The organism is Sphingomonas sp. 179-I 2A4 NHS (genome assembly GCF_045369135.1).
In the GTDB taxonomy this organism is placed as follows: Bacteria; Pseudomonadota; Alphaproteobacteria; order Sphingomonadales; family Sphingomonadaceae; genus Sphingomonas.
Genome location: NZ_JBIQFL010000009.1, coordinates 93,518 through 119,132 on the forward strand (window position 1 = coordinate 93,518; position 25,615 = coordinate 119,132).

The following is a 25,615-nucleotide window of genomic DNA, read 5'->3' on the forward strand; positions in this document are numbered from 1 at the left end:
GGCGCGCCGCATCATGGCCGCGGGCCCATCGATAATCGGCAAGCGGCGACAATCTGGCCGCAATAGTCATTACGGATGCTTGCTGGCGGAAGCTCCGCGCCGTACCGATCGTCGTGATCTGGTTTTCGGAGCTTCCATGCGCGCCATTTTGCTTGCCACCACCCTGGCCTTGCTGTCCTCCACGGCAGGCGCGCAAACCGCAGCCGCGCCGGCAACCGCCGCCCCCACGACCACCGCCGATCCGGCTGCACCCAAAGGCCGGCTATCGGATGCCGCCACCCCCAAAGCCTATCGTCTCGACTTCACGATCCAGCCGAAGGAGCCCGGCTTCTCCGGACACGGCGAGATCGACGTGACGGTAAAGGCGCCGACCACCCGGCTCTACCTCCACGGCCGCGACCTGAAGGTGAAGGCATCGGCGCGGGTCGGCGGGCGAACGATCCCGGCGACCTTCACGCAGGTGGACAAGACCGGCACTGCGCAGCTCGATTTCGCGCAGCCGGTGCCCGCCGGCGCCGTCACCCTGGTGTTCGACTGGACCGGCAATTTCGGCGACAACGCGTCGGGCCTCTACCGCGTCAAGGTCGGCGACCAATGGTATAGCTGGACGCAGTTTGAATCGATTGACGCGCGCGCCGCTTTCCCCAGCTTCGACGAGCCGGGATTCAAGACGCCCTTCACCATCTCGATTACCACCGATCCCGGCTTCAAGGCGATCAGCAACGCGCCCGAGCAAGGCGTGACGCGCGCCGGCGCGCTGGAGAAGCACCAGTTCGCCGCCACCCGTCCGCTTCCCACTTATCTCGTCGCGCTGGTCACCGGTCCGTTCGTGCACCAGGTCGAGGCGATCGCGCCGACGCCGGAGCGTGCCGAGCCGCTGCCGCTCGGCATCGCGCTGACCCAGCCGCTGAAGGATAAGACGGCCTATGTGCAGGCTGAAACGCCGCGCATCGTGACGCTGCTGGAACGCTATTTCGGCACCCCCTTCCCCTTCCCCAAGCTTGACCAGATCGGCTCGCCGATCATGCCCGGCGCGATGGAGAATGCCGGCGCCGACATCTACGGCGACGGTATCATCGCGCTCGCGCCCGATGCGCCGGTGTCGCAGAAGAAGGTGTTCGGCATGGTGGTGGCGCATGAGCTTGCCCACCAGTGGTTTGGCGATCTCGTCTCCCCCGTCTGGTGGGACGATCTGTGGCTGAACGAAAGCTTCGCCAACTGGATGGGCTTTCGCATCGGCGGCGAATGGCGGCCGGAACTCAACATCGGCGTCGGCGGGCTGGAGGACGGCTTCTCCGCAATGAACACGGATTCGCTCACGGTTGGCCGCCCGATCCATGAGCCGATCACCGAGAATGCGAACATCGATTCCGCCTTCGACAGCATCACCTACGGCAAGGGCGGCCATGTCATCGCGATGATCGCCGGCTATCTCGGCGACGAGAAGTTCCGCGACGGCGTGCGCCTGCACCTGAAGCGCCACGCCTATGGCAATGCCGCGACGGCTGACTTCTTCAAGAGCCTGGCCGACGCGGCGCAGGACCCGCGCGTCGTGACCGCGATGCAGAGCTTCGTCGATCAGCAGGGCGTGCCGCTGATCACGCTGAAGCGCGACGGCAATCGCCTCGTCGCCAGCCAGTCGCGCTACACCTTCATCGGCCAGGCGCCGCAGCCGACGCGCTGGACGGTGCCCTTCTGCTACAGCGTCGCGGCGACGCGGAAGTGCACGTTGATCGACGGGCCGTCGGCGGTGATCGACGCGCCCGCCGGCAACGCCGCGCTGATGCCCAATGCGGGCGGCACCGGCTATTACCGCTTCGATCTGGAGCCCGCCGACTGGGACCGCCTGATCGCGACGTTCCCGACGATGACTGGCGCAGAGGCGATCGCCGCCAGCGACAGCCTGTGGGCCGCGTTCCGCGCCGGCCGGATGGACGCGCCCCGCCTGCTCGCCGGCACCGCCGCGCTTGCCGCCAATCCTGATTCCAACGCCGCGCTCGACGGCGCGCAGCGGCTTGCCGGGCTGAACCGCCGCGGCGTGATCCCCGCCGCCGCGGTGCCCGCCTATCGCGCCTATCTCGACCGCACCTTTGCCCCGCGTCTCGCAGCACTCGGCTTCGATCCGACGGCGGGCGCTTATGCCAAGGACGATCCCGACCGGCAGAAGCTGCGCGCGGACCTCGTCTCGCTGCTGGCGCGCGAGGCGGCGGACAAGGCCGTGCGGGCGAAGCTTTCCACCGCGGCGCAGCGCTACATCGCCGGCGACAAGGCCGCGATAGACCCGACCTATCTCGCCGATGGCTTCGCCGCGATCGTCCAGCAGGGGGGCCTCCCCGCCGCCAAGAAGATCATGGATCTCGGCCTCACCAGCGAGGATCCCGTGGTGCGCAGCGCCGCACTGGCCGCGGTCGCCGACAGCGGCCAGCCGGAAATCGCCACCTGGGCGCTCGGCTTCACTGACCCGCGCCTGCGCTCGCTGGAGCGTGCGACGATGCTGCTTCGCCTCGCGCATGCATCGGGCACCGTCGCGATGACCGGCGACTGGATCATCGCCAACATCGAGCCGTTGCTCGGCAACGCGAACGGCATCTTCGCCGGCCGCCTCGCCCAGTCCTTCACGATGCAATGCGGCGTCGACCGCGCCGCGCGCATTGATGCAGCGGTCGGCAGCAAGATCCGCGAAGCCGGCACCGGCGTCCTCGATTACGAACGCACGCTGGAAAGCATCCGCCTGTGCGGCGCGCTTCGAGATGCGAAGTCGGCGGAGATCGGGACGGCGTTGATGCGAGCACGGTGATCAGGTTGAGGCGAGGCACCTGCAGGCCGTAAGCCGGCGCATTTCGACGCTCGATCGCGATGTCATCGGTTCGCCTGCGGTCGGGAGGCCCGGCATCAAGCCAGGGGGACCTTCACGCTTCGTCCTCCTGTCGTTCCAGCCCGTCCAGCACCGCCTCGGGTGACACATCCTGCTTGATTTCGTCGAGCTCACTCGGGCGCACGGCGTCCACCCCCATCTTCCGCGCCATGGCGTCAACCAGCGCCACCAGCCTAGTCAGCTCATGCTCGGTGAGGAGGTTGATTTGGAGGTCGAGCTCCGACTGTCTGGCGGCAGCGCCCATCATCCGGTTCTGGCTGATGAGCACGAACGTCGAAAGGAAGATCGCCTCGACGCTCGCTTCCATCGCAAGCATCACGAAGCTGGGGTCGAACGGCCTGAGACCCGGCACGACACCCAGGTTGATGAGGATCCACGTGCCATAGGCCACTGCGTGGATCATCACGAAAGTCATGCTTCCCGCAAATTTGGTGATCGCGTCCGACACGCGCTCGGAGAGCGTGGCCTCGGCTTCCTCCTGCGCCCGCCGCTCCCGCATCCGCTGCATGTTGCGCTCCAGCACGGAACTGAGGCCGGGCGGTGCCGGGGACGGGTGGGTCAGGGCAGCGTCGTCCATCGCAGCGGGCTCCTCGGAGGATCAATGGTAACGCACCGGCAAGCCATGCGGCGGCAGCGACCCGTGACGCTCACCCACGCCCGCGCGCCGATCGCACCGGCAGCACGAGGCTGGTGACAAAGTTGCGCAGTTCGGTCATCCGCCTCGTCGGATCGGTGATCTGTTCATCGACGCCGAGCCGCCACGCGAGATCGCGCCGTTCGGGCTCCCCGTAAAGCGCCTCGATCAGCGCCGCATGTGTCTCCACATCGCTCGTCGCGCGGGCGAGCCCTTGTTCGATTAGGTCGTCCGCCTGCCGGCGCAGCGCGGCCGCAACCTCGCGCAGCGAAATCTCCGGATGATATTGGACGCCCCAGAAGACGCCCCCGTCGTGCCGGATCTCCGCTGCCTGGACGCGTGTCACGGCATTGGAGGCGAGCAAGGAGCCGCCTGGCGGCAACGCCTCCACCTCGTCGGTGTGGATCGCCGGCGCGTCGAACACGCGTGGCCGGCCTTCGAGGAGCGGGTGGCCCTCGCCGCTGGTCTGCCGCACGATTCGGCGCGCAAAGCCTGCCTCGCGACGCTCCCGCATCGACCGGACGGTACCGCCGGCCGCTACGACGGCGACCTGCAACCCGGCACAGGATCCGAACGACGGCGTGCCCGAGCGAAAAATCGCGCGCATGAACTCGATCTCGCGCCGCGTCTCGGGGGTGTCCTCATACAGATGCAGCGGAGAGCCGGTCAGGAACACCGCGTCATAGCTTTCCAGGGCGCCCAGTGACGGGATGCAGGTACCGCGATCCGCCGGCTTCACCCGATCACAGACGGCTCCGGGGACGAGATGGCCCAGGCGAGCGAGGAAGGTCTCACCCGAACTGCGTCCGACGCTCTCGCGGCGCTTCTCACGCGCAGCGGGCGGCTCACTTTCGGCGATCAGGAAGCGCATGCGAACTCGCGGCAAGAAGCGGCGCAGCATGCCGCGACAACAGATCTCGTCGAGGTTCTGCGGTTCTCGGGAGAGCCCGTGCTGTTACCGCAAGTCCGCGGCGCGCGAGCCTTCCAAGAACACCAATGGAAACAGAAGGTTGCAGTGCAAATGCCGATTGCGTCAGGCGGCGCGGCAGCTCCTGCCCAAGGGCGAACGCGAGCACGTGGCCGAGCTATCAAAGGGCGGTCAGCGCCTTATCGCACCTTGATGCAAATCTTCGCCGCACCTTTCGGGGTGGCCCGCCGAAGGCGCTCAACGAAGTTGATGGAGCGCGACGAAGATCACCGCCACTGAGCTATCGAATGCAGCGGCTGTCACCGTGGTCGTCAACCGAGCGGCGCGGCAGACAGGAAGGTGGCGGAGACGGAGGGATTCGAACCCTCGGTACAGTTTCCCGTACGACGCTTTAGCAAAGCGTTGGTTTCAGCCACTCACCCACGTCTCCAGGCCTGGCGGAAGCGGGGACGTAGCGGGGAGTGCGGCGTTAATCAAGGTCCGCGTTGGGGTTCGCGACATCGGCCCCGTCGGGCGCCGACACGAGCGCCACGCCCGACGTTGCCACACAAAAAAATACCGAGTTCACCCGCTGGACCGCCGCACCCAGCCAGCGCTAAGCGCCCACGCCCTCAGCCCTGCGGCGCAGCCTTGTCGTTCTTCGCGATGATCGGCCCGTTCGATCGGCAGGCGGCACTGATCACGGGAAATGCGAGGTCCGTGTTGCGCGCCAGCGCCTGCGGAAGGGCGGCGCGGCACTGGTGCACGGTGGCATAGCGCACCGGCTCGATCCGGGCCTCGGCGCAGCCCGTGGCGTCGTCGCCGCAGCCCATGATCGCCAGCACGAAGAAGATCGGTTGCATCATCGCCTCCACTCCGCCCTTAAACCCGCAAGGCCTTCAAACTGTTCCGTTTGCTCTTGCCGGTGTGCTATTCGCGTGACACAGTCGGCACCATAATGATGGGGGATGGAAGAGCATGCGCCTCGCGACGAAACTGCTGCTGGCCGCGACCGGCATGGCATTGACGGCGGCGGCCGTTGCGGCGGCGCCCGGGGGAGCCCGGCCTGACGCGGCGGTGCCGCTGATCGAGCGGTCGAAGCTGTTCGGCAATCCGGAAAAGACCGGGGGCCAGCTGTCGCCCGACGGCCGTTGGATCAGCTTCATCGCCCCGCGCGACGGCGTGCTCAACGTCTGGGTCGCCCCGGCCGACAATCCCTCGGCCGCAAGGCCGCTGACGGCGGAAAAGGCGCGCCCGATCCGCCAGACCTTCTGGGCGCCGGATTCGAGCCAGGTGCTGTTCGTCAACGACAAGGGCGGTGACGAGAACTTCCGCCTCTATGGTGTTCCGGTCACCGGCGGCGACGCGCGCGATTACACGCCGTTCGACAAGGTGCGCGTGATGCCGATCGGCGCCAGCACCGTGATCAAGGACCGGATCCTGATCGGCCTCAACAATCGCGATCCGCGTTGGCACGATGTCCACAGCCTCGATCTCAAGACCGGCAAGCTGACGCTGGTGATGCAGAACGATGGCTATGGCGGCTTTGTCGCCGATGATGCGCTGAACGTGCGTCTCGCCTCACGCCCACGCGCCGATGGCGGTGACGATTGGTTCCGCGTGACGGACGGCAAGGTGGAGCCGACACCGATCGTCTCCTACGGCCTGGATGACAGCGCGACGACCGGCGCGCTCGGCTTCACCACCGATGGCAAGACGCTCTACTGGGCAGATTCGCGCGATCGCGACACCGGTGCGCTCATGGCACAGGATTCCAGCGGCAAGATGACGCTGATCGCGCAGGATCCGCGCGTCGATATCAGCAACGGCCTGTTCAATCCCAAGACCGGCGTGATCGAGGCATACCGCCAGGATTATCTGCGCAGCGAATATGTGCCCGTCGGCGATGCAGTGAAGGCGGATCTCGCCTTCCTCAAGGCGCAGAACAAAGGCGAATTCACCGTCACCAGCCGTACCGAGGCGGACGACAAATGGCTCGTCGCCTTCGATCCGGTGTCCGCCCCCGCCTCCACCTGGGTCTATGACCGCAAGGCGAAGGCGCTGAAGCAGCTTTACGTCTCGCGCCCCGCGCTCGTCGGCGCGCCGCTGGTCCCGATGATCCCGACGGTGATCAAGTCGCGCGACGGGCTCGATCTCGTGTCGTATCTGACGCTGCCCAAGGGCGTCGACGCGAACGGCGATGGCAAGGCGGACAAGCCCGTGCCGATGGTGCTGTTCGTCCACGGCGGGCCGTGGGACCGCGACGGCTATGGCTATAACAGCTACCACCAGTGGCTCGCGAACCGCGGCTATGCGGTGCTCTCGGTCAACTTCCGCGCCTCCACCGGCTTCGGCAAGAGGTTCCTTGCCGCCGGGAACATGGAATGGGGCAAGAAGATGCACGACGACCTGCTCGACGCGGTCGACTGGGCCGTGCGCGAGGGTGTGACGACGAAGGACAAGGTCGCGATCATGGGCGGCTCCTACGGCGGCTATGCGACGCTCGCCGGCCTCGCCTTCACGCCCGACACTTTCGCGTGCGGCGTCGACATCGTCGGCCCGTCGAACCTCAACACCCTGCTCGCCTCGATCCCGGCCTATTGGGAGGCGGGCAAGCAGCAGATGTACCGCCGCATGGGTGACCCGACGACGCCGGAAGGCCAGGCGATCCTCAAGGAACGCTCGCCGCTGTTCGCCGCGGACAGGATCAGGAAGCCGCTGCTGATCGGCCAGGGCGCCAATGATCCGCGCGTCAACGTGCGCGAAAGCGACCAGATCGTCGACGCGATGAAGGCAAAGAACATCCCCGTCACCTATGTCGTCTTCCCGGACGAGGGCCATGGCTTTGCCCGGCCGGTGAACAACATCGCGTTCAACGCGGTGACGGAGAACTTCCTCGCCCCCTGCCTTGGCGGCCGCGCGGAGCCGATCGGCAACGCGCTGGAGGGCTCCACCGCGGAGATCCGCCACGGCGCCGAGTTCGTGACGGGCCTCGCGCCGAAGAAGTGACTGCCACCGCCCTTCGTTTCGGGCAGCGTCGGGAGACCAGCGCCAAACGCTGAGCCCGGTCTCTCGACTGCCCCGAAACGAACGGGAGGAAAGTAGCGGCAGGAGCCCCCTACTCGGCGTCCGCCAGCGCCTGCCGGATCGTCTCGATCGGCAGGCCAAGGACGTCGGCGAGGCTCTGCGGGGAGGCGCCGCGCGAGGCCAGCATGCGGATGCGCGCCTCGTCCGCCACCATGCGATAGCCGCTGGTGTCGCGCTGCTCGCGCACCACGTCCTTGCGGCCCGATCCGCGGTGGCGCTGCGCGGCGGCGGCATGCGGATCGCGCGCCGCGAGCGCGACGTTCGCTTCCCTCTTCGCGAGCCGCTCCGCCTCGCGCTGCGCCGCCTGTGCCGCGCGCGCCGATGCGCGGGCATTGAGCCGCGCCGTCAGCGGCTCGCGGGCGAGCGGCTCAATCGGCTTGCGAGCTTCACCGGGGGAACGCGCGGGGGGCAGCCCCCAACTCTTGTCGACCATGCGCGCGCCCCTCTCCCAACCGGCGGGGCCCGCGCAACCCCCTTCCACGATTCCCAAACCATTGCACGAAAGCCCTGCCGCGCCGACATAGCGCGGCAATGCCCCCCACCGATCCGACCACCCGCAGCGCAGATCGCCCTCTCGGCCCGACGCTGCGCCGCTTCCTTCCCTATCTCTGGCCGTCCGACGCGCCCGGCATGAAGCTGCGCGTCGCGGGCGCGATGGCGCTCGTCGTCGCCTCGAAGCTGGTGCAGGTCTATGGCGCGCCGTTCGCGCTGCAGGGCGCGGTTGATGGCATGGCCGGCGTGCCGCGCTCGCCGGCGATGCTCGTCATCCTGCTGGTGGTTGGCTATGCCGCGGCCCGGTTCGGCACCACCCTGTTCGACAACCTTCGCAACACGGTGTTCGAAAGCGTCGGGCAGGAAGCGACCCGGCGCCTCGCCGCGCAGGTGTTCCGCCACCTTCACGATCTGTCTCTGCGCTTCCACCTCGAACGCCGCACCGGCGCGGTCACCAAGGTGGTGGAGCGCGGCACCAAGAGCATCGATACGATGCTCTATTTCCTCCTGTTCAACATCGCGCCGACGGTGCTCGAGCTTACCCTGGTGCTGGGCATCTTCTGGGTGAAGTTCGGCTGGCCGCTCGTCGCCGCGACATTGGTGATGGTGGTCGTCTACATCTGGTTCACCCGTAAGGTGACCGACTGGCGGGCTGCCCTGCGCGAGCAAATGAACAACCTCGATACCGGCGCGGTCGCCCATGCGGTGGATTCGCTGCTGAACTTCGAGACGGTGAAATATTTCGGCGCCGAAGATCGCGAGGCCAAGCGTTACGATGCCGCCATGGGCGCCTATGCCAAGGCGGCGGTGCGCTCGGAAAACAGCCTCGCCTGGCTCAACATCGGCCAGGCCGCGATCACCAACCTGATGCTGGGCGCCGGGATGGCGTTCGTCGTCTGGGGCTGGGCGCAGGGCCGCTTCTCGGCCGGTGACGTGGTGCTCGTCTCGACGCTCCTGTCGCAGCTGTTCCGCCCGCTTGACCTTCTCGGCATGGTCTATCGCACGATCCGCCAGGGCGTGATCGACATGGGCGCGATGTTCGACCTGGTGGACACGCCGTCGGAGGTGGTCGACGCACCGGGCGCCAAGCCGCTCAACGTCTCCCGCGGGCATCTGAAGTTCGAGAACGTGCGCTTCGGCTATGATCCCGGTCGCGATATCCTGAAGGGCATCACGCTCGACATCCCGGCCGGCGCCACCGTCGCGGTCGTCGGCCCGTCCGGCGCTGGCAAGTCCACGCTCGCCCGGCTGCTGTACCGCTTCTACGATCTCACCGGTGGCCGCATCACCATCGATAGCCAGGATATCGCCGAGGTCACCCAGGCCAGCCTGCGCCGCGCGATCGGCATCGTCCCGCAGGATACGGTGCTGTTCAACGACACGATCGGGTACAACATCGCCTACGGCCGCGAAGGTGCCGACGATGCCGAGATCCGCTCCGCCGCGCGCGGGGCGGCGATCGCGGGCTTCATCGAAAGCCAGCCAGACGGCTATGCCACCCGCGTCGGCGAGCGCGGGCTGAAGCTGTCGGGCGGCGAGAAGCAGCGCGTCGCGATCGCGCGCACCCTGCTCAAGAACCCGCCGATCCTGATCCTCGACGAAGCCACCTCCGCGCTCGACAGCCGGACAGAGGCGGACATCATGGCGACGCTCCACGCGATCGAGCGCGGCCGGACGACGATCGTCATCGCCCACCGCCTGTCCACCATCGTCCACGCCGACAAGATCGTCGTGCTGGAGGCCGGCCGCGTCGTCGAACAGGGCACCCATGCCGAGCTGCTGCGCGCCGGCGGCACCTATGCCGAGCTATGGGCGCGCCAGGCGAACGAGCGCCGCGAGGAAGAGGAAACGGACGCCGAAATCGCGGAGTGATCCGCCGCCGCCCGCGCGCGCTTCACGCCAGCAGGTCGCGATACTCCGGATGCTTGCGGATGAACGCCGCGACGAACTGGCATTGCGCGATCACCTTCAGCCCCTGGTCGCGCGCACTGTCCAGCGCGGCGCGGATCAGGCGCGAGGCAACGCCCCGCCCCTCGATCTCGCGCGGGACGACGGTGTGGGTGAAGACGATCCGCTCGCCCTCGCGCTGATAGGCGGCGATCGCGCGATGGCCGTCCACGTCGAGCTCGAATTCCTGTTCGGCCCGGTTGTCGCGTACCTTGTTCATCGCCGGAACCTAGGGGCTCGCGCGGCGGGATGAAAGCACCGGTCGCGCGGGTGACACGCCGGCACCGGGCGCCTAGAGCCACCCGCAATGGCCGCCGATCCCGTTTCCGTCCTCCACAAGCTGTTCGGTTTCCCCGATTTCCGCGGCGTCCAGCGTCACGTCGTCGATCGTGTGCTCGCCGGCCAGTCGACGCTGGCGGTGATGCCGACAGGCGCCGGCAAGTCGCTGACCTATCAGCTGCCCGCGACCATGCTCGATGGCACCTGCATCGTCGTCTCGCCGCTCATTGCGCTGATGCACGATCAGCTGCGCGCGGCCGAGGCGGTCGGCATCCGCGCCGCCACGCTCACCAGCGTCGACGAAAACAAGGCGGAGACGCGCGGCCGCTTCCTCGATGGCGCGCTGGACCTGTTGTATGTCGCGCCCGAACGCGCCTCCACCGCCGACTTCCGCGACCTGCTCGACCGCGGCCGCGTCGCGCTGTTCGCGATCGACGAGGCGCATTGCGTCAGCGAATGGGGGCATGATTTCCGTCCCGATTACCGCCTGCTGCGCCCGTTGCTCGATCGCTTCCCGGCCGTGCCGCGGCTCGCGCTCACCGCCACCGCCGACGAGCATACCCGCGCCGACATCCTCGATCAGCTCGGCATCCCGCACGACGGCATGATCGTCGCCGGTTTCGACCGGCCCAACATCCGTTATTCGATCACCCCGCGCGACAATACGACGCGCCAGATCGCCGATATCGTGCGCGACACGCCGGGTGCCGGCATCGTCTACGTTCCCTCGCGCGCCGGGACCGAGAAGCTCGCCGAGGCGCTGCGCACCGCCACCGGCCGGCCCGTGCGCGCCTATCACGCCGGGCTCGATCCCGAGGTGCGCCGGAAGAACCAGGCCGATTTCGTCGCCAGCGAGGATATGGTGATCTGCGCCACGGTCGCGTTCGGCATGGGGATCGACAAGCCCGACGTCCGCTTCGTCGCGCATGCCGGCCTGCCCAAGTCGATCGAGGCCTATTACCAGGAAACCGGACGCGCCGGGCGCGACGGCGATCCGGCGATCGCGCATCTCTTCTGGGGTGCCGACGATTTCGCCCGCGCCCGCCAGCGCATCGGCGAAGTGGAGCCGCACCGCCAGCCCGGCGAGCGCCAGCGCCTCAATGCACTGGGCGCGCTGGTCGAGACCGCCGGCTGCCGCCGCCGCATCCTGCTCGCCCATTTCGGCGAAGAGCCCCCGGAAACATGCGGCAATTGCGACAATTGCCTGTCACCCCCGGCGGCGATCGACGCGACCGAGACGGCGCGCAAGTATCTCTCCGCCGTCTTCCGCACCGGGCAAAGCTTCGGCTCCACCTATATCGAGGAGGTGCTGACCGGTAAGTCGTCCGAGCGCAGCCTGATGAACGGGCATGAGGCGCTGTCGGTGTGGAACATCGTCGATGGCGAGGAGCGCATGCTGCTGAAGCCGGTCGGCCGCGCCCTGCTGCTGCGTGACGCGTTGCGCACCAATCCCCACGGCGGCCTCGAATTCGGCCCCGCCGCGCGGGGGCTGATCAAGGGCGAGGATAATCTGAAGCTCGTCATTCCGCCCAAGCGCGAACGGCGCCGCCGCGGCGATCACGCGCCCAATCCGGTCAACGATCCGCTGTTCGACGCGCTGCGCACCCGCCGCCGCGAACTGGCGCAGGAGGCCGGCGTGCCGCCCTATGTGATCTTCCACGATTCGGTGCTGCGCGACATGGCCCGGATGCGCCCCGCCTCGCGCGCCTCGCTCGGCATGCTCACCGGCGTCGGCCAGCGCAAGCTCGACGCTTATGGAGACGCGTTCCTGCGCGTGATCCGGGAGAACTGAGCGCCCAAAAAGAACCGCGCCAACACCGACGAACCGGTTCTCCCCCGCGCCAACCTGCGCTATCTGCGCATCATGCTCGACATCCGCCGCATCGATGACCGTATCTCGGTCGCTCCGCAGATCGACCCAGAGGATATCGCCGCGATCAAGGCGGCCGGCTTCGTCGCGATCGTCAACAACCGCCCAGATGGCGAGGAAGGCGGTCAGCCGAGCGGTGACGCGATCCGCGCCGCGGCTGAGGATCACGGCCTGGCTTATACCGCGATCCCCGTCACCCACGCCGGCTTCTCGATGCCGCAAGTGACGGCGATGATCGACGCGCTTTCGAACGCCAACGGGCCGGTGCTGGCCTATTGCCGCTCCGGCACCCGCTCGTGCAACCTGTGGGCGCTGTCGCAGGCCGGGCTTGGCGCGGATCAGGACGAACTCGTCACGCAGGCGCGGGCCGCCGGCTACGATCTCACTGGTCTTCGCCCGTTGATGGATGCGGTGAAGCCCGCCGACTGATCGTCGCCACATGAACTGGCTCGTCTTTGCCGGCTCGCTGGCCGCGGTGCTCCTGCTCGGCGGGATCGCCGCGCGGCTGAAGCTCGGCGGGAAGGATGCGGCGCTTGAAGGGCCGGAGGAAGCGATGCGCGCCGCCGAGGATGCGCTTCCCGGCTTCGTCGCCCGTTCGGTGGCCCTGGGTGCCGATCGCCGCGCCGCGCTGATCTTCGGCGAAAACATGCGCGTCGTCGTGCTGAAGGCGCATGGCGCGCGCACCGCCGCGCGGGAGATCGCCTGGCGAGACGTGCGGGCAACCGCCGATGGCATGCTGGTCGCGACGCAGGATCGTTTCGGGACAGTGCTCGTCGCCGGGGTGGACAACCTCGACGTCCGCCGGCTGGCGCCGCAACTGACACGGGTGTAAGCTCCTCTCAACAAGAGAGAGGATGCGTGACGGTGGCAGCGCTGCCCGATCCGGTGAGCCTGGCGGTGCCCGGCTTCGTGATGCTCGTGCTGGCGGAAATGATCGTCGCGCGGGTGAAGGATCGCACGCGCTACGAACCGCGCGATACGCTGACCTCGCTTGGCCTCGGGCTCGGCAGCACGGTGGCCGGGGTGCTGTCCGCCGGCGGGCTCCTTGCGCTCGCCAACTGGCTACACCAGTTCCGCCTCTTCGATATTGGCTATGCCTGGTATTGGTTCGTCGTCGCCTTCGTCATCGACGATCTGGCCTATTACGCCTTCCACCGCTCCGCGCATCGCGTCCGCTGGTTCTGGGCAAGCCATGTCATCCACCACAGCTCGCAGCATTATAACCTCTCCACCGCGCTGCGACAGACGTGGACCGGCTTCTTCAGCCTCGCCTTCCTCTTCCGCCTGCCCTTGTTCCTGATCGGCTTTCCGCCCGCGATGGTGTTCTTCGTCGCCGGCCTGAACCTCATCTACCAGTTCTGGATTCACACCGAGGTAATCGGGCGGATGCCGCGCTGGTTCGAGGCGGTGATGAACACGCCCTCGCACCACCGCGTCCACCACGCCACCAACCCGCGCTACCTCGATCGCAACTATGCCGGGGTGTTCATCATCTGGGATCGCCTGTTCCGCACCTTCGAGCCCGAACGTGACGACGATCGCCCGCGCTACGGCATCGTCCACCAGCTCGGCAGCTTCAACCTTCTCTGGGCCGCCTTTCACGAATGGATCGCCATCGCGCGCGATCTGCGCGCCGCGCCGTGGGGCGCCAAGCTCGGCTACCTCTGGCGCCCGCCCGGCTGGAGCCACGACGGCTCGCGCGACACCAGCGAGACGCTGAAGGCGAGGTGGATGGAGCGTCAGATAGCTGCAGCGCCACCGGGCTCGACCTCGGCGGAAAGCTGATCCCACCGCGTCCTAATTGCCTTCCCGCCCCGTCGCGGTCCGATCGCGCTCATAACGAGCGTCGAGACCGAAAGGCGGCATCCAGCCTTCACGCCGGATCGTCCTGCATTCGTAGGTCGGCACGAACTGGTCGGTCTCGTCCAGCGCACCCAGATTGACCTCAATCTCGTCGCCGTAGCGCGAGAATATCGAGGAGCCGCATTGCGGGCAGAAGTGCCGACCGCCCATGGCACGCGTTTCGCCCGTCACGATCACCGCACCCTCGGGATAGATCGCCGCCGCGAAGAACAGGGCGCCGCTGTGCTTGCGGCAGTCGAGGCAATGGCACAGGCCGACCCGATAGGGGGCACCCGCCGCCGCCAGGCGAACCGCCCCGCACAGGCACCCGCCCCTCACCTCGCCCGTTTTCATGCCCGCCATACATCCTCCCGCGCAGTCGTATGCCTGCCCGCCTCCGCCGCTGGCCTGTCCGTCCTGTTCCGCGCGAAAGCACAGCGCAGCGCTGCCGCCTCGATGCTTGACCGAACCACACGCGACTTCCAGCGCCAACGTCTGCTCCAACTCACACACCGCAACGAAGGAGCGCAGCAGCATCCAGATTCCCGCTTGACGGGAACTCTACCTAGGTAGAGTTATAGTGAATGTCTCGAACGCGTGCGCTCTCTCCTCATGCCCGGAACGTCCTCGCCGTCCTCCTAGATCGCGGCGGCCAATGGTCGCACGGCTATGATCTCGCACGCCAGGCCGGCGTGAAGTCCGGCACGCTGTATCCGCTGCTCATTCGCCTCGAATCGCAAGGATATCTCGAGGCGGAGTGGCAGCAACCGGCGGAAGGGGGGCGCCCGCCGCGCCACGTCTACCGCCTGACCGCGAGCGGCGTGCAGATCGCCCGCGCCAATCCCCCCGGCGGCACGGCAAGCCGGGCGCCGCAGCAGCGGGAGGCGACGGTATGAGCTTGAGTATTCGCCGCCGCCTCACCGATCTCGCTTGCCGCGCCCTGCAAGCCACCCTGCCGCCTTCGTTGCAGCCCTGGGGATGGGCCGTCCGTCACGAGGCGGCCAGCATCCCGGACGATACCAGGGCGCTCCTGTTCACGCTCGACAGCCTGTGCGGGCTCATGCCGCGGGCCATCGCCGCGCATGTTGTTCACCCCTTCGGCGCGCTCATCGGCGACGCTGCGTTCAGCAAAGGATCGAACAGCATGACCATGTACGAGATGATCCGTCGCCCCCGCACGGTCGGCATTGCGTGCGCGATCGGCGCCGTCCTGCTCGGCCTTGCCTATATGGCCATCGCCGCTGCGCCGGCGCGGTACCTCGGCATCAACGGCGGGGCGCTGGTGATCGGCCTGACGATGCTGCTGCTGTTCGGGCGCGCCGTGGCGGCGGGGCGGGCAGCGACCGGGGCCGTGATCGCGGCGATGGCGGCGGCGCTACTGGCGACGGCGCTGATCGGCGCCCGGGTCGATGGCGCGTCCCGCTGGGTCAGCGTGGGCGGTCTGGCGATCCAGCCCACCTCGATCCTGGTGCCGCTGATGCTCGTCGCCTTCTCGCGGGCCCGCACGACGCTGGCGACGATCGGCATCGTCGCTGCCGCTGCGGCCATCGCCCTCCAGCCCGACCGTGCCATGGCCGGCATCCTTGCGCTCAGCCTCGCCGCGCTTGCGATCACCAGCCGTGATCGCCACGTCCTCGTCGCGCTGGCGGCGAGCGTCGCCGGCTTCGTGGCAACGCTGGCGCAGGCCGATACGCTGATGGCCGTCCCCTATGTCGATCAGATCCTCTATTCGTCGTTCGACGTTCACCCCGCCGCCGGCATCGCCGTGTGGGGCGGGCTGGCGCTTCTCCTGATCCCGGCGATCATCGGCTGGCGCCAAGATCCCGCCAAACGGCCGACCTATGCGGTGTTCGGCGCCGTCTGGTTCGCGACGATCGTGGCGTCCGCGTTCGGCAACTATCCGACGCCCCTCGTCGGCTACGGCGGCAGCGCCGTCATCGGCTATGCGCTGAGCCTCCTTGCACTACCGACAGCCGCCGGCGCGCCCGTCGCGGGATCGCGGGCAGGTAGCGACCTGGGCACGCCACTGCCCGAAGCGCACCTGCGCGTCGGCCTCGCCTGACGGCGCGCTGGCGGCGCCCATCACGTCACCAGCCGCTGCAACGCCGCCAATGTGTCCGCCTCCGCCGCCGGCTTGTCCGTCCTGATCCGCGCGATGCGGGGAAAGCGCATCGCGACGCCCGACTTGTGCCGCTTGGAGGCGTGGATCGAATCGAACGCCACCTCCAGCACCAGCGTCTTCTCCACTTCGCGCACCGGGCCGAAGCGATTGACCGTGTTGTTGCGCACGAACTTGTCGAGCTGCTTCAGCTCCTCGTCGGTGATCCCGGAATAGGCCTTGCCCACCGGCAGCAGCTCGCCGCCTTCCGTCCAGCACCCGAAGGTATAATCGCTGTAGAAGGACGATCGCCGCCCGTTGCCGCGCTGGGCGTACATCATGACGCAGTCGGCGGTCAGCGGGTCGCGCTTCCATTTGTACCACAGGCCAACGCGTCGCCCGGTGACGTACGGCGAATCGCGCCGCTTCAGCATCACGCCCTCGATCGCCGCGTCGCGCGCGCCGGCCCGGATGCCTTCCAGCTCGGTGAAATCCGCGGCTTCGATCAGCGCGGAAATGTCGAACCGCTCGGGATCGAGCCGCGGGACGAACGCTTCCAGCCGCGCGCGCCGTTCATGCCACGGCAGCTCGCGCAGGTCCTCCGCACCATCGAACAAGATGTCGTAGAGCCTGACGAACGCCGGCGCCTCCGCCAGCATCTTGGCCGAGACCACCTTGCGCCCCAGCCGCTGCTGCAGCGCGTTGAAGCTCGCCGCGCCGCCGCCCTCCTCGAGCGCGCCGCCCTGCGCCTCGCCCTTCACCAGCAATTCACCGTCCACCACCCCCGGCTCGGCAAAGGCGGCGGCGACATCGGGGAAGGCGCGCGTCACATCGTCGCCCGTGCGGCTATAGAGCCGCGTCTCCCCCGCGACGTGGACGATCTGGACGCGGATCCCGTCCCATTTCCATTCCGCGGCATAGTCCCGAAGGTCGACGCGCAGATCCTCCAGCGGGTGCGCCAGCATGAACGGGCGGAACACCGGCACGTCCGCGGCGGTCGGCTGCTCACCCCGCCCCTCGGCCCAGGCGAACAGCGACAAATACGGCGGGTCGATCCCGTGCCACACCTCCTCCACCGCCTCGACATCCACGCCGAACGCATCCGCCAGCGCCTGTTTCGCGAGCCGCGCGGAAACCCCGACGCGCAGCGATCCGGTCGCCATCTTGAGCAGGGCGAAGCGCTCGTCCGCGTCGAGCGCATCCAGCATCCGCGCCAGCGCCGCCGGCGCCTCGCTGCGCGACAGGCTGGTCAGCTGATCCACCACCTGCGAGACGGTGAGCGGCCCTTCTTCGGGCGGCGTCTCCGGCGCCGGCCACAACAGTGCCACCGTCTCCGCCGAATCGCCCACGAAGTCGCGGCTCATGCGATACAGCACCGGATCGACGCGTTCCTCGATCAGCCCGCGGATCACCGCCGGTTTCACCCCCGGAATGTCGAGATCCCCGGTCAGCGCCGCCATCGCCCAGCCACGGTCGGGGTCCGGCGTCGTGCGCAGGTAATCGCCGATCAGCTTGAGCTTCGCGTTGCGCGAACGGGTGTAGATGAGCGAGTCGAGTAACTGCGCAAAGGCGTGCATGGCAGGTGCAACGCTTGGCGCGGGCGATGCGCTCCGGCTACCTCATCGCATCATGTCGCGCGCACCACGCCTGCTCTTCTGGACGCTCCTGCTCGCTCTGCTCGCCGGCGTGGTGCTGCTCGCCGCCGCCTGGACGAGCGCGCACGGCGATCCGGTGGTGCGACGCGCGACGCTGCGCCTGCCGGACTGGCCGGCCGGCGCCCGACCGGTCACGATCGCACTGGCGAGCGACATCCACCTCGGCGGCGGCGCGATGGACGCGGCGCGCCTCACCCGCACGGTCGATGCGATCGCGGCGACAAAGCCGGATCTCGTGCTCCTCGCCGGCGACTTCATCGACGGCCACGATCCCGCCACCGCGCGCGCCAATGCCCCGGCGCTCGCCGCCGCCTTCCGCCGCCTGCGCCCGCCGCTCGGCACCATCGCGGTGCTCGGCAATCACGATAACGACAGCGATCCCGCCGCGGTGGCGCAGGCTCTGCGTGCCGCCGGCGCCACGTTGCTCGAAAACGACGCCGTCACCCGCGGCCCGCTGGCGATCGGCGGCGTGGGCGACGCCTATAGCGGGCGGGACGATCTGCCCCGCACGCTGGACGCCGTCCGCCGCCTGCCCGGCGCCCGCCTCCTCGTCACCCACTCGCCGGACGTCGCGCCGTCGCTCCCGCCGGACGCGCGCCTGCTCTTCGCCGGCCACACCCATTGCGGCCAGATCGTCTTCCCGCTCATCGGCGCGCTGTGGATCCCGTCGCGGTACGGCGCGCGCTACCGCTGCGGCATCATCCGCGAAGGGGAGCGCACCGTGATCGTCGGCGCTGGCCTCGGCACCAGCATGCTCCCGCTACGCCTGGGCGCCCCGCCCGACATCTGGCTCGTCCGCCTTACCGGCCGCTAGCGCGCGCCAATCCGCGATAGCACCATCTCAGCGCGCCGCGCGGACCAGCCGGAACGGCACGTCCGTCGCCTTGCCGCCGTCCTCGATCCGCACCCACATGGTGAGCGCATCCGGCGCGGTACGGTCGAGCGTCATGCCGTCGAAATACCAGCGGCTGCCCTCCACCGCCACGAGCGGGAAGACCACGGGCTTGCCGGTCTTGTCCTCCCAGCCCTTCATGTCCGGGCCGAAATGCCGCACGCGATAGGCGATCGATCGGCCGACCGGCACGTAATCGACCAGTTCGGTGAAGGAGACGCCGCCCTTGCCATCGCTGGCGACAAAATGCCCGGTGATGCGGCCGCCCAGCGGCGCGGAATAGGTCTCGGACACCGGCCCGCCCATCGCCTCGCCGGTCCAGCTTCCCGCCAGCCAGCCAAGCTGGTCGATCGTCGCTGCGGGTGAACGTGCGCCCGGCGCAAGGCTTCGCGTCTCTTGCGCAGCGGAAGGCGCGGTCAGCGTAAACGTGACGGGCAACAGCGCGAACATCATGCGGCGCATCGGCGGCCTCCCTCGCAGGACGCCGCCGAGGCTACCGCATGGCAGAAGGTCAGTCGATCACGTCCTTCACCGCCTTGCCGGCCAACAATGCCATGATCAGCAGCACGACGAAGATCGCGATCGCGATGAAGAACAGCACCTTGGCGATGCCGACGAACGCGCCGCCGATACCGCCAAAGCCCAGCGCCCCCAGGATCAGTCCGAGGACGAGGAAGATGAGCGCCCATTTCAGCATGGCGCGTCAGCCCTTCCGGCTTGCTTCGAACAGGAACCAGGCGCGCTCCTCGGCCTGATCGGTCCATTCGTCGACGATGCCGCTGGTGGCATTGTCCTTCGCTTCCTCGGCGGCTTCCTTTACCGCGCGGAAGCTTTCGACCAGCTTCAGATTGTCCTCGCGCAGTTCCGCCAGCATCTCGGCGGCAGGCACGAAGTCGCGGTCATTGTCGGTGAGCGTCTGGCGACGCGAGATGTCGCCGATCGAGCGCAGCGTCACGTTGCCGGTCTTGCGCACGCGCTCGGCGATCGCATCGGTCACGCCAAGGATCTGCGCGGCCTGATCGTCCATCAGCAGGTGATAGTCGCGGAAATGCGGGCCCGAGACGTGCCAGTGGAAATTCTTGGTCTTGAGGTAGAGCGCGAAGCAATCCGCCAGCGCGGAATTCAGCGCGTCCGCCACGCTGCGCGTGTCGTTGCGCTGCAGATCGGTCGGGGTTTTCAGATCGGGTGCGATATCGGCCATGATCTCGGCTCCAGAATGCGGGTTCGTTGCGATAACGGACCGACTGCGGAATCGCTCCATCGGCGATTCCGATCACGCAGACGGCAAATCCAAATCAGCCCAGGCTCGGCGCACGCATGAATTCAGATGAGCCGAAGCGCGCTCAGCCCGAATACCACGCCGGCCAGTGTCAGCACCACTGCCGTGCCGATTCGGATCGCGCGCTGCGGCAGCTTCAGCCATTGCGTCTCGCCCATGATCGCGGCCGGCCCAGCCACCGCGAGCCCACCGATCGTCGCGCCCACCGCCGCCAGCCACGGCAGATCGCTGCCCGCCGCCAGCGCGACGACGACGAACTGCATGCGATCGCCGAAGATCATGATCGCCAGGCCAAGCACGCTGGTGCCGAACGCGCCCAGCCGCCACCCGCCCAGCCGATCCGGCGTGCGCGAACGAAACGTGGTGCTCAGCCCCGCCAGCACCAGCGCCAGCGCCAGCAGCAGCAGCCGCGCCTCCGGCGTCAGCATCGGCGCGATCAGCCGGCCGGCGATCACGCCAAGCACATAGTTGAACGCCAGCGCCAGCGCCGTCGCCGCGATGACGATTCCGGGCCGCCGAAACCGGTCGGAAAGGATCGCGGCCAGCCACGGCGTCTTGTCGCCCGCCTGACACAGGGCGCCGAGCACCAGCGCCGCCATCAATACGTCCATCAGTGGTTCACATCAGCGGCTCAGGCGGCGAAGCGGACCTGGCAGGCCGCGGCAAAGGCGGCGGAGGCTGCCGCATCCTGCCGCTCGCTGCCCACCGCCTCGCGCAGCATCCCCAGCCAGCCATGGATCAGCGGGCCGCGCTCGCCGCGCGCGAGGGCATGCTCCAGCATCTGCGCCACCGTCACCGCCGGCAACATCTGCGCGCGATCGGCGGTTCGGCGAATCATGTTGAGCTCGCCGGCGATCACGGCGGCCCCGGCGCGCCACTCGATCGCGCCGATCCGCCGCATCAGCTCGGCTCTGGTGTCCTGCCTCGAGTCCTGGATGCCGTCGTTCATCACCGCTCTCCCCTCACGAACGCAGCGTAGCGCGCCCATGTGTAAGTCGTGTTAACGGCCGTTTCACTTGACTTCGCGGGCCCGATCGCTCATTCGCCCAGCGTTGGAAGCGGCGCGCCCACGCTCGCCGCTCTTTTTGTTGTTTTCAAAGAACAGGATTCGCGGGTCATGGCAAAGCCGACCACCGTCAAGATCAAGCTCGTGAGCACGGCTGACACCGGCTTCTTCTACGTCACGAAGAAGAACCCGCGCACGAAGACCGAAAAGCTGAGCTTCAGCAAGTACGATCCCGTCGTGCGCAAGCATGTCGAGTTCAAGGAAGCCAAGATCAAGTAAGGCGCTGCGCTGCCGCCGCGGGGCCACGGCCTCGGTGGCGGCGCGCCTTATCGCGGCCTGCCACAGATCACCGGTCCGCCGGCGACCGCTTTCACGACGCATTTCGCATTGCCCAGCACCGTCACGCGGCCAAGGCCGGTGGAGGTGATCTGGGCCGTGTAGCGTGCGGCCGCCGTGGTTTCGCCGGCACCGGCCAGCTGCACGATCAGGTCGTTCACCGTCAGTCCTGATGCATCGAGCGTTCCCGGCCCGTCGGTGACGAGCGCCGCGCGATTCGCGCGGCCCGCCAGCGTCATGCCGCCCGATCCGGTCAGCGAGGCGGTCAGCTGATCGGTATCCACCCGGTCCACCGCCAGCGTCGCCGACCCCACCACCGACACGTCGATCCGCTGCGCCGTCATGCGCGTCGCGCTCACCTTCGCGCCGGCGCTGATCGCCAGCGTCGTCAGCCGCGGCGTGGACAGGGTGATCACCGGCGGCTGCGTCACCCGCCCGGCCGGCGTCTCGCCCCAGCCGCCATTGCCCAGCCGCACCGTCAGCGTCGGGCCGTTCACGGCGATCACCAGCCGTTCAATCAGCTGCCGGTCGCCGGAGGCCTTGGCGTTGGGCGAACCGCCGGTGACGATCCGAACCTCGAACGGCCCGTCCACCCGCACCCGTTCATAGCTGCCGACCTGGAACACGCGCTCGGCGGCAACGGCCGGTGTCGCAGCTACAGCTGTGGCGAGGGCGGCGGAAAGGCCAAGCGGCGAGAGGCGAAGCATCATCGCCCCCCGCGTCGCATCAACCCGCCAGGCGGCGCAAGGCCTGCCTGCGCTCCGCCGCCGCTTGCGATGCTATTCGACGGTGCCGCAGCGCACGTCGCCAGCGCCCATCTTGCTCACGCGGCAACGCGCCTTGTCACCAAGGTCGACGTCGCCGGCGCCCATGATCGAAACGTCCGCCGGCCCGTTCACCGCTGCCTTCACGTCGCCGGCGCCGGCGATCTTCACCGATGCTTCCTGCGCGGTGAGCTCGCCTGCCTCGACGTCGCCCGATCCTGCGATCGACACTTTCAGCGTGCGCGCCTCGCCGCGCATCTTGGCGCTGCCCGCGCCCGCGATCGACACGTCCATCGTGTCTACCGCCACCGCACCGAGCGTCAGCGTGCCCGATCCCGCGATGTTGCCCTCGAAGCCGGTGCCCTCCACCCGGTCGATCGTCATGTCGCCCGATCCCGCAAGGCTCGCGCCGGTGATCCGCGGCATGGTGACAAACACCTTGGCGCTGCCCTTGCCGTTCCAGGCGACTCCCATCGTCTTCGCGCGATCGACGCGCAGCGCCTCGCCGACGCGCTGGATGCGCACCTTCTCCACCACTTCGGGGGCGCCCTCCACGCGCACCGAGAAGCCGGTACCGACGCTCACTGCCACATCGTCCGCCCCGCGCTGTTCGATCGAGGAGAAGTCCGCCACCGCGAACGTACGCGTCGGCCCGCTACCCGTCCCCTGCACGCCCGGCGCCCCATCGTCCGAGCCACTGCCACAGGCAGCGAGCGGGATCAGCATGGCGAGAGCAAGTAAGCGCATATGGGTCCTCCTGTGTATTATTTCTATAATACACAGGTTTCAACTTCGCAACCCGTCAGGCGCGGCAGGATACCCGGCCGCTACCGACGCGCTTTACCGTGCATTGCGCCTGCGGCCCCAGGTCGACGCTGCCGCTGCCAACCAGTGACACCGCGGCCGGCCCGGAAACGATTGCCCGGACGCTGCCCGATCCCGCTACCGCCACCGACGCTTCCGATGCGCGCAGGCCCGGGCCGCGGAACGTAGCCGATCCACTCTCGTGCACGCGCAACCTGCCCGCCGTGCCCGCTGCGGTGACCGTCCCCGATCCGGCGATCGACACTGCCAGCGCGTCCACGGCCACGCGCCCGAACGCGATCGATCCCGATCCGCTCACTGCCCCGCGCAGTTCGCCGCCGCTCACCTGGTCGACCATCATCTGCCCCGATCCCGCCACGGAGGCGCCGGTAAGGCGCGGCAGCGTGATCAGCACGCGCACGCGGCGGTTGATGTCGCCCTGCGCCTTCTTCCACTCGTCGCGCGGCCGGATGCGCAGCGATTCCCCCTCCCGCTCGATCTTGAGGTTCGCCAGCGCCTCCGCCGGCCCGGTCGCCCGCACCGACCACGCCGGGCCGACGCGCACCTCCACCGTCGCCGGCGTCGCCAGCCCGACGCGGTCGAAGCCTTGCGCGTCATAGACGATCGCGTCCCCCTGCCGCTGGCCGGCGATCTCCCGCGCCTCGGCGGCAAGGGCCGGACTTGCAGAAGCGAGAAACAGAAGCATCAGGGCCGTCGCGCGCATCACCATCTCCCTTGGTGTGTTTGCCGCATGATACACCTTCAATTACAGATGTAAACGGCACGTCTCGGGCAAAAGAAAAGGCGGCCTCCGATCGGGAGGCCGCCTCGTCGCTTGGTCAAGCAGCAGGCGTTACGCCGGCACCTTGTCCTTGTTGTAGATCGCCGCGGCCTTGCGGAGGATGTCGAGGATCTTCTCCTGCGCGGCCGGCTCGTCGATCTGCTCCATCGCGGCAAGCTCGCGGGCGAGGCGGCTGCACGCGCCCTCGAAGATCTGCCGCTCGGAATAGCTCTGCTCGGGCTGGTCCTCGGCGCGGAACAGGTCGCGCACCACCTCGGCGATCGACACCAGGTCGCCCGAGTTGATCTTCGCTTCATATTCCTGCGCGCGGCGCGACCACATGGTGCGCTTCACCTTGGGCTTGCCCTTCAGCGTTTCCATCGCTTCGCGCATGGTCTTGTCGCTGGACAGCTTGCGCATGCCCACGCTCTCGGCCTTGTTGGTCGGCACGCGGAGCGTCATCTTCTCCTTTTCGAAGCGGAGCACATACAGCTCCAGCTGCATGCCGGCGATTTCCTGTTTCTGCAGCTCGACGACGCGTCCCACGCCATGCTTGGGATAAACGACATAATCACCGACATCGAAGTGCAGCAGCTTGGCAGCCATAGGAACCGGACCCTTCGGGGTTGATCACGTCATCCGTCACCAGCGACGGGCCTAGATGCCCGCTCGTTCCGGCGGATGGTACGTGAAGGGTTGAGCTTCTCCAGCAGGCGCTCAGATCGATACGCCCGTCGCGGACGTATATAGCACCATTGCAACATTATTACCAGCCGCGAAGTGTCAGCATGACTGGCGTTTTTACGGGTTTATGGCCCTGAATCCGTCCCGCAGCGGGCCCGCGGGGCGCACGGGCAATACGTAATAGGTCTGAGTCGCGCGCAGCCCCGCCGCCGAACCGGTACGACGCGGCCATACGCCATCGCCCGCCGCGCCAAGACGCGGCGGCCGTCGGCGACCTGTGGTGCGGAGAATCAGTCGCCCGCGCCGGGCTCGGCCGAGAAATATTTGTCGAACTTGCCCTCTTCGCCCTTGTGCTCGTCCGCGTCGGCCGGGGTCTGTTCCCCCTTGCGCGTCACGTTCGGCCACTGGCCCGAATAGGTGGCGTTGAGCTCCAGCCACTGCTCCAGCCCGCTCTCGGTGTCGGGCAGAATCGCTTCGGCCGGGCATTCCGGCTCGCACACGCCGCAGTCGATGCACTCGCTGGGGTTGATGACGAGCATGTTCTCGCCCTCGTAGAAGCAATCCACCGGGCACACTTCGACGCAATCCATGTACTTGCAGCGGATGCAGGCGTCGGTGACGACATAAGTCATGGCCGGTTCAACTCCCCTCGATCGGCGACGTGAAGGCGCTGCTATGCCTCACGCCGGCCATCGTCAATTGCCCTCGCCTTCCTGCGAGACGTTCGCGCTACTCCTGACGCCATCTGCGCCCGGCCCTAGGCCCTGCCCGGCGCCCGCCTCCAGCTCGCGATAGCAGCGCTGCGCCTCGGGCGCGGGGCCGCGGCGCACGGGCAGGATCTCCACCCGCACCACGCGCACGTTGCCGGCCTTGAAGAAGGTCAGGATGTTGCCGATTCGCACCGCAGCATGGGCGCGGTCGATCACGCGCCCGTCGATCCGCAGCCGCCCCTCGGTGGCCATGATCTGCGCCGCGTCGCGCGTCTTGGCGAGGCGCGTGAACCATAAAAAGCGATCGAGCCGCATCGTCGGCCCGGCGTCGCGCGCCTCAGCCACGGCCGAGCGCCGCCAGCGCGGCAAAGGCATTGTCGGGTCGCGGCGCCACGGGCTTGGCCGGCGGCCGCCCGCGCCAGGCCCAGCGCCCCTCGGGCAGCGGCCGGAAGCCAAGCTCCGCCATCAGCCGCGCCACCGTCGATGCGTCCAGACCCATTGATGTAGCCAGCGCCGGATCGGGCTGGAAGGCGCCGCGCCCGCCGCCCTTCTTGGGCCGCGCGTCGTGCGCCGCCCGCGCGATTCGCTCGACCAGGTCGACGCGCACCGCCTGCGCGCCGAGCGGGCGATAGCCCGCGGCGAGCGTCGCTCCCGGCGCGCCGCGCGCCAGCAC

At 68.2% G+C, this 25,615-nt stretch carries 29 protein-coding genes, 1 tRNA gene and 1 pseudogene; 11 read left to right on the top strand and 20 right to left on the bottom strand.

Features of this window, described 5'->3' with window-relative positions:
• Positions 1-136: 136 nt before the first annotated feature.
• Entirely contained in the window at positions 137-2,797 is a 2,661-nt protein-coding gene (locus tag ACH0CP_RS14815) for a M1 family metallopeptidase (RefSeq protein ID WP_294444967.1), read from the top strand.
• Positions 2,798-2,909: 112 nt separating this feature from the next.
• Here ACH0CP_RS14815 and ACH0CP_RS14820 read toward each other — a convergent pair whose 3' ends face one another.
• The 4 genes from ACH0CP_RS14820 to ACH0CP_RS14835 all read right to left on the bottom strand — a co-directional run bounded on the left by ACH0CP_RS14820 (position 2,910) and on the right by ACH0CP_RS14835 (position 5,279).
• Positions 2,910-3,452: a DUF1003 domain-containing protein gene (locus ACH0CP_RS14820; RefSeq protein ID WP_294444968.1), complete on the bottom strand. Its 543-nt coding sequence runs from the start codon at positions 3,450-3,452 to the stop codon at positions 2,910-2,912.
• A gap of 70 nt (positions 3,453-3,522) precedes the next feature.
• Positions 3,523-4,380 (bottom strand): type 1 glutamine amidotransferase, encoded by an 858-nt coding sequence (locus ACH0CP_RS14825; protein ID WP_294444969.1) that lies wholly within the window; start codon positions 4,378-4,380, stop codon positions 3,523-3,525.
• Positions 4,381-4,777: 397 nt separating this feature from the next.
• A tRNA-Ser gene (locus ACH0CP_RS14830) sits at positions 4,778-4,867 on the bottom strand.
• Positions 4,868-5,048: 181 nt separating this feature from the next.
• The gene (locus ACH0CP_RS14835) at positions 5,049-5,279 is read right to left on the bottom strand and encodes a hypothetical protein (protein WP_294444871.1); all 231 of its coding nucleotides are present in this window, start codon (positions 5,277-5,279) and stop codon (positions 5,049-5,051) included.
• A gap of 115 nt (positions 5,280-5,394) precedes the next feature.
• Between ACH0CP_RS14835 and ACH0CP_RS14840 the strand changes: the two genes are divergently transcribed.
• Positions 5,395-7,425, top strand: coding sequence for a S9 family peptidase (locus tag ACH0CP_RS14840; protein WP_294444858.1), 2,031 nt, complete (start codon positions 5,395-5,397; stop codon positions 7,423-7,425).
• Positions 7,426-7,534: 109 nt separating this feature from the next.
• Here the strand turns inward: ACH0CP_RS14840 and ACH0CP_RS14845 are convergent, their stop codons facing one another.
• Positions 7,535-7,936 carry a hypothetical protein gene (locus ACH0CP_RS14845; protein WP_294444860.1) on the bottom strand — a complete coding sequence of 134 codons (402 nt, stop codon included), beginning with the start codon at positions 7,934-7,936 and terminating at the stop codon, positions 7,535-7,537.
• A gap of 98 nt (positions 7,937-8,034) precedes the next feature.
• Here ACH0CP_RS14845 and ACH0CP_RS14850 point away from each other — a divergent pair, with 98 nt between their 5' ends.
• Complete coding sequence (locus ACH0CP_RS14850; protein WP_294444861.1) at positions 8,035-9,867, top strand: ABC transporter ATP-binding protein/permease; 1,833 nt, start codon at positions 8,035-8,037, stop codon at positions 9,865-9,867.
• 22 nt (positions 9,868-9,889) lie between these two features.
• Here ACH0CP_RS14850 and ACH0CP_RS14855 read toward each other — a convergent pair whose 3' ends face one another.
• The gene (locus tag ACH0CP_RS14855; RefSeq protein ID WP_294444862.1) at positions 9,890-10,162 is read right to left on the bottom strand and encodes a GNAT family N-acetyltransferase; all 273 of its coding nucleotides are present in this window, start codon (positions 10,160-10,162) and stop codon (positions 9,890-9,892) included.
• A gap of 87 nt (positions 10,163-10,249) precedes the next feature.
• On the opposite strand from ACH0CP_RS14855, the gene recQ reads away from it, so the two are divergent.
• The 4 genes from recQ to ACH0CP_RS14875 all read left to right on the top strand — a co-directional run bounded on the left by recQ (position 10,250) and on the right by ACH0CP_RS14875 (position 13,876).
• Positions 10,250-12,013, top strand: coding sequence for a DNA helicase RecQ (gene recQ / locus ACH0CP_RS14860; RefSeq protein WP_294444863.1), 1,764 nt, complete (start codon positions 10,250-10,252; stop codon positions 12,011-12,013).
• Between the two features lie 72 nt (positions 12,014-12,085).
• Positions 12,086-12,520, top strand: a complete 435-nt coding sequence (locus ACH0CP_RS14865) for a TIGR01244 family sulfur transferase (protein WP_294444864.1) — start codon at positions 12,086-12,088, stop codon at positions 12,518-12,520.
• Positions 12,521-12,530: 10 nt separating this feature from the next.
• Positions 12,531-12,923 carry a hypothetical protein gene (locus ACH0CP_RS14870; RefSeq protein WP_294444865.1) on the top strand — a complete coding sequence of 131 codons (393 nt, stop codon included), beginning with the start codon at positions 12,531-12,533 and terminating at the stop codon, positions 12,921-12,923.
• An 80-nt stretch (positions 12,924-13,003) separates the two neighbouring features.
• Positions 13,004-13,876 (top strand): sterol desaturase family protein, encoded by an 873-nt coding sequence (locus ACH0CP_RS14875; protein ID WP_294444872.1) that lies wholly within the window; start codon positions 13,004-13,006, stop codon positions 13,874-13,876.
• A gap of 12 nt (positions 13,877-13,888) precedes the next feature.
• Here ACH0CP_RS14875 and ACH0CP_RS14880 read toward each other — a convergent pair whose 3' ends face one another.
• Positions 13,889-14,470 carry a GFA family protein gene (locus tag ACH0CP_RS14880; RefSeq protein ID WP_294444867.1) on the bottom strand — a complete coding sequence of 194 codons (582 nt, stop codon included), beginning with the start codon at positions 14,468-14,470 and terminating at the stop codon, positions 13,889-13,891.
• Between the two features lie 47 nt (positions 14,471-14,517).
• Between ACH0CP_RS14880 and ACH0CP_RS14885 the strand changes: the two genes are divergently transcribed.
• Both ACH0CP_RS14885 and ACH0CP_RS14890 read left to right on the top strand, forming a co-directional pair.
• Positions 14,518-14,829, top strand: coding sequence for a PadR family transcriptional regulator (locus ACH0CP_RS14885; RefSeq protein ID WP_294444868.1), 312 nt, complete (start codon positions 14,518-14,520; stop codon positions 14,827-14,829).
• Positions 14,826-15,995: a hypothetical protein gene (locus tag ACH0CP_RS14890; RefSeq protein ID WP_294444870.1), complete on the top strand. Its 1,170-nt coding sequence runs from the start codon at positions 14,826-14,828 to the stop codon at positions 15,993-15,995. Before ACH0CP_RS14885 ends, ACH0CP_RS14890 begins: the two co-directional genes overlap by 4 nt.
• 20 nt (positions 15,996-16,015) lie before the next feature.
• On the opposite strand, the gene ACH0CP_RS14895 is transcribed toward ACH0CP_RS14890, so the two are convergent.
• Entirely contained in the window at positions 16,016-17,608 is a 1,593-nt protein-coding gene (locus tag ACH0CP_RS14895) for a cisplatin damage response ATP-dependent DNA ligase (RefSeq protein WP_406875773.1), read from the bottom strand.
• On the opposite strand from ACH0CP_RS14895, the gene ACH0CP_RS14900 reads away from it, so the two are divergent.
• Positions 17,607-18,500, top strand: a complete 894-nt coding sequence (locus ACH0CP_RS14900; protein WP_294444483.1) for a metallophosphoesterase — start codon at positions 17,607-17,609, stop codon at positions 18,498-18,500. The genes ACH0CP_RS14895 and ACH0CP_RS14900 overlap by 2 nt on opposite strands.
• Before the next feature lie 27 nt (positions 18,501-18,527).
• Here ACH0CP_RS14900 and ACH0CP_RS14905 read toward each other — a convergent pair whose 3' ends face one another.
• The 5 genes from ACH0CP_RS14905 to ACH0CP_RS14925 all read right to left on the bottom strand — a co-directional run bounded on the left by ACH0CP_RS14905 (position 18,528) and on the right by ACH0CP_RS14925 (position 20,806).
• A complete protein-coding gene (locus ACH0CP_RS14905; RefSeq protein ID WP_294444484.1) occupies positions 18,528-19,040 on the bottom strand; it encodes a DUF6265 family protein in 513 nt (170 codons plus the stop codon).
• Between the two features lie 49 nt (positions 19,041-19,089).
• On the bottom strand, positions 19,090-19,275 hold the full coding sequence (locus ACH0CP_RS14910) for a DUF1328 domain-containing protein (protein ID WP_294444485.1): 186 nt from the start codon (positions 19,273-19,275) through the stop codon (positions 19,090-19,092).
• A gap of 6 nt (positions 19,276-19,281) precedes the next feature.
• Positions 19,282-19,779 (bottom strand): Dps family protein, encoded by a 498-nt coding sequence (locus ACH0CP_RS14915; protein WP_294444486.1) that lies wholly within the window; start codon positions 19,777-19,779, stop codon positions 19,282-19,284.
• A 122-nt stretch (positions 19,780-19,901) separates the two neighbouring features.
• The gene (locus tag ACH0CP_RS14920) at positions 19,902-20,468 is read right to left on the bottom strand and encodes a TMEM165/GDT1 family protein (RefSeq protein ID WP_294444487.1); all 567 of its coding nucleotides are present in this window, start codon (positions 20,466-20,468) and stop codon (positions 19,902-19,904) included.
• A gap of 20 nt (positions 20,469-20,488) precedes the next feature.
• Entirely contained in the window at positions 20,489-20,806 is a 318-nt protein-coding gene (locus ACH0CP_RS14925) for a hypothetical protein (RefSeq protein ID WP_294444488.1), read from the bottom strand.
• A 168-nt stretch (positions 20,807-20,974) separates the two neighbouring features.
• On the opposite strand from ACH0CP_RS14925, the gene rpmG reads away from it, so the two are divergent.
• Positions 20,975-21,142 (top strand): 50S ribosomal protein L33, encoded by a 168-nt coding sequence (gene rpmG, locus ACH0CP_RS14930; protein ID WP_017977469.1) that lies wholly within the window; start codon positions 20,975-20,977, stop codon positions 21,140-21,142.
• Between the two features lie 47 nt (positions 21,143-21,189).
• On the opposite strand, the gene ACH0CP_RS14935 is transcribed toward rpmG, so the two are convergent.
• From ACH0CP_RS14935 to ACH0CP_RS14965, 7 genes and pseudogenes are all read right to left on the bottom strand, one after another.
• Entirely contained in the window at positions 21,190-21,906 is a 717-nt protein-coding gene (locus ACH0CP_RS14935; protein ID WP_406875774.1) for a GIN domain-containing protein, read from the bottom strand.
• Positions 21,907-21,978: 72 nt separating this feature from the next.
• Complete coding sequence (locus tag ACH0CP_RS14940; protein WP_294444490.1) at positions 21,979-22,710, bottom strand: head GIN domain-containing protein; 732 nt, start codon at positions 22,708-22,710, stop codon at positions 21,979-21,981.
• 55 nt (positions 22,711-22,765) lie between these two features.
• Positions 22,766-23,491 (bottom strand): head GIN domain-containing protein, encoded by a 726-nt coding sequence (locus tag ACH0CP_RS14945; RefSeq protein ID WP_294444491.1) that lies wholly within the window; start codon positions 23,489-23,491, stop codon positions 22,766-22,768.
• Positions 23,492-23,620: 129 nt separating this feature from the next.
• Positions 23,621-24,154, bottom strand: a complete 534-nt coding sequence (locus ACH0CP_RS14950) for a CarD family transcriptional regulator (protein WP_294444492.1) — start codon at positions 24,152-24,154, stop codon at positions 23,621-23,623.
• A gap of 368 nt (positions 24,155-24,522) precedes the next feature.
• Complete coding sequence (gene fdxA, locus ACH0CP_RS14955; protein ID WP_294444493.1) at positions 24,523-24,864, bottom strand: ferredoxin FdxA; 342 nt, start codon at positions 24,862-24,864, stop codon at positions 24,523-24,525.
• Between the two features lie 63 nt (positions 24,865-24,927).
• Entirely contained in the window at positions 24,928-25,257 is a 330-nt protein-coding gene (locus ACH0CP_RS14960; RefSeq protein ID WP_294444500.1) for an RNA-binding S4 domain-containing protein, read from the bottom strand.
• Positions 25,258-25,279: 22 nt separating this feature from the next.
• Positions 25,280-25,615, bottom strand: a pseudogene (locus tag ACH0CP_RS14965) (helicase); the annotation flags it as partial.

What these genes read in the sequence shown, in the direction of transcription:
- ACH0CP_RS14815 (WP_294444967.1), top strand. Translation starts at nt 137, where the DNA reads ATGCGCGCCATTTTGCTTGCCACCACCCTGGCCTTGCTGTCCTCCACG.
- ACH0CP_RS14845 (WP_294444860.1), bottom strand. Translation starts at nt 7,936, where the DNA reads ATGGTCGACAAGAGTTGGGGGCTGCCCCCCGCGCGTTCCCCCGGTGAA.
- ACH0CP_RS14875 (WP_294444872.1), top strand. Translation starts at nt 13,004, where the DNA reads ATGCTCGTGCTGGCGGAAATGATCGTCGCGCGGGTGAAGGATCGCACG.
- ACH0CP_RS14820 (WP_294444968.1), bottom strand. Translation starts at nt 3,452, where the DNA reads ATGGACGACGCTGCCCTGACCCACCCGTCCCCGGCACCGCCCGGCCTC.
- ACH0CP_RS14900 (WP_294444483.1), top strand. Translation starts at nt 17,607, where the DNA reads ATGGCAGGTGCAACGCTTGGCGCGGGCGATGCGCTCCGGCTACCTCAT.
- ACH0CP_RS14920 (WP_294444487.1), bottom strand. Translation starts at nt 20,468, where the DNA reads ATGGACGTATTGATGGCGGCGCTGGTGCTCGGCGCCCTGTGTCAGGCG.
- ACH0CP_RS14835 (WP_294444871.1), bottom strand. Translation starts at nt 5,279, where the DNA reads ATGCAACCGATCTTCTTCGTGCTGGCGATCATGGGCTGCGGCGACGAC.
- ACH0CP_RS14840 (WP_294444858.1), top strand. Translation starts at nt 5,395, where the DNA reads ATGCGCCTCGCGACGAAACTGCTGCTGGCCGCGACCGGCATGGCATTG.
- ACH0CP_RS14870 (WP_294444865.1), top strand. Translation starts at nt 12,531, where the DNA reads ATGAACTGGCTCGTCTTTGCCGGCTCGCTGGCCGCGGTGCTCCTGCTC.
- ACH0CP_RS14910 (WP_294444485.1), bottom strand. Translation starts at nt 19,275, where the DNA reads ATGCTGAAATGGGCGCTCATCTTCCTCGTCCTCGGACTGATCCTGGGG.
- ACH0CP_RS14935 (WP_406875774.1), bottom strand. Translation starts at nt 21,906, where the DNA reads ATGCTTCGCCTCTCGCCGCTTGGCCTTTCCGCCGCCCTCGCCACAGCT.
- ACH0CP_RS14865 (WP_294444864.1), top strand. Translation starts at nt 12,086, where the DNA reads ATGCTCGACATCCGCCGCATCGATGACCGTATCTCGGTCGCTCCGCAG.
- ACH0CP_RS14960 (WP_294444500.1), bottom strand. Translation starts at nt 25,257, where the DNA reads ATGCGGCTCGATCGCTTTTTATGGTTCACGCGCCTCGCCAAGACGCGC.
- ACH0CP_RS14915 (WP_294444486.1), bottom strand. Translation starts at nt 19,779, where the DNA reads ATGGCCGATATCGCACCCGATCTGAAAACCCCGACCGATCTGCAGCGC.
- ACH0CP_RS14925 (WP_294444488.1), bottom strand. Translation starts at nt 20,806, where the DNA reads ATGAACGACGGCATCCAGGACTCGAGGCAGGACACCAGAGCCGAGCTG.
- ACH0CP_RS14895 (WP_406875773.1), bottom strand. Translation starts at nt 17,608, where the DNA reads ATGCACGCCTTTGCGCAGTTACTCGACTCGCTCATCTACACCCGTTCG.
- ACH0CP_RS14885 (WP_294444868.1), top strand. Translation starts at nt 14,518, where the DNA reads ATGTCTCGAACGCGTGCGCTCTCTCCTCATGCCCGGAACGTCCTCGCC.
- rpmG (WP_017977469.1), top strand. Translation starts at nt 20,975, where the DNA reads ATGGCAAAGCCGACCACCGTCAAGATCAAGCTCGTGAGCACGGCTGAC.
- ACH0CP_RS14890 (WP_294444870.1), top strand. Translation starts at nt 14,826, where the DNA reads ATGAGCTTGAGTATTCGCCGCCGCCTCACCGATCTCGCTTGCCGCGCC.
- recQ (WP_294444863.1), top strand. Translation starts at nt 10,250, where the DNA reads ATGGCCGCCGATCCCGTTTCCGTCCTCCACAAGCTGTTCGGTTTCCCC.
- ACH0CP_RS14940 (WP_294444490.1), bottom strand. Translation starts at nt 22,710, where the DNA reads ATGCGCTTACTTGCTCTCGCCATGCTGATCCCGCTCGCTGCCTGTGGC.
- ACH0CP_RS14855 (WP_294444862.1), bottom strand. Translation starts at nt 10,162, where the DNA reads ATGAACAAGGTACGCGACAACCGGGCCGAACAGGAATTCGAGCTCGAC.
- ACH0CP_RS14825 (WP_294444969.1), bottom strand. Translation starts at nt 4,380, where the DNA reads ATGCGCTTCCTGATCGCCGAAAGTGAGCCGCCCGCTGCGCGTGAGAAG.
- ACH0CP_RS14905 (WP_294444484.1), bottom strand. Translation starts at nt 19,040, where the DNA reads ATGCGCCGCATGATGTTCGCGCTGTTGCCCGTCACGTTTACGCTGACC.
- fdxA (WP_294444493.1), bottom strand. Translation starts at nt 24,864, where the DNA reads ATGACTTATGTCGTCACCGACGCCTGCATCCGCTGCAAGTACATGGAT.
- ACH0CP_RS14945 (WP_294444491.1), bottom strand. Translation starts at nt 23,491, where the DNA reads ATGCGCGCGACGGCCCTGATGCTTCTGTTTCTCGCTTCTGCAAGTCCG.
- ACH0CP_RS14880 (WP_294444867.1), bottom strand. Translation starts at nt 14,470, where the DNA reads ATGCTGCTGCGCTCCTTCGTTGCGGTGTGTGAGTTGGAGCAGACGTTG.
- ACH0CP_RS14950 (WP_294444492.1), bottom strand. Translation starts at nt 24,154, where the DNA reads ATGGCTGCCAAGCTGCTGCACTTCGATGTCGGTGATTATGTCGTTTAT.
- ACH0CP_RS14850 (WP_294444861.1), top strand. Translation starts at nt 8,035, where the DNA reads ATGCCCCCCACCGATCCGACCACCCGCAGCGCAGATCGCCCTCTCGGC.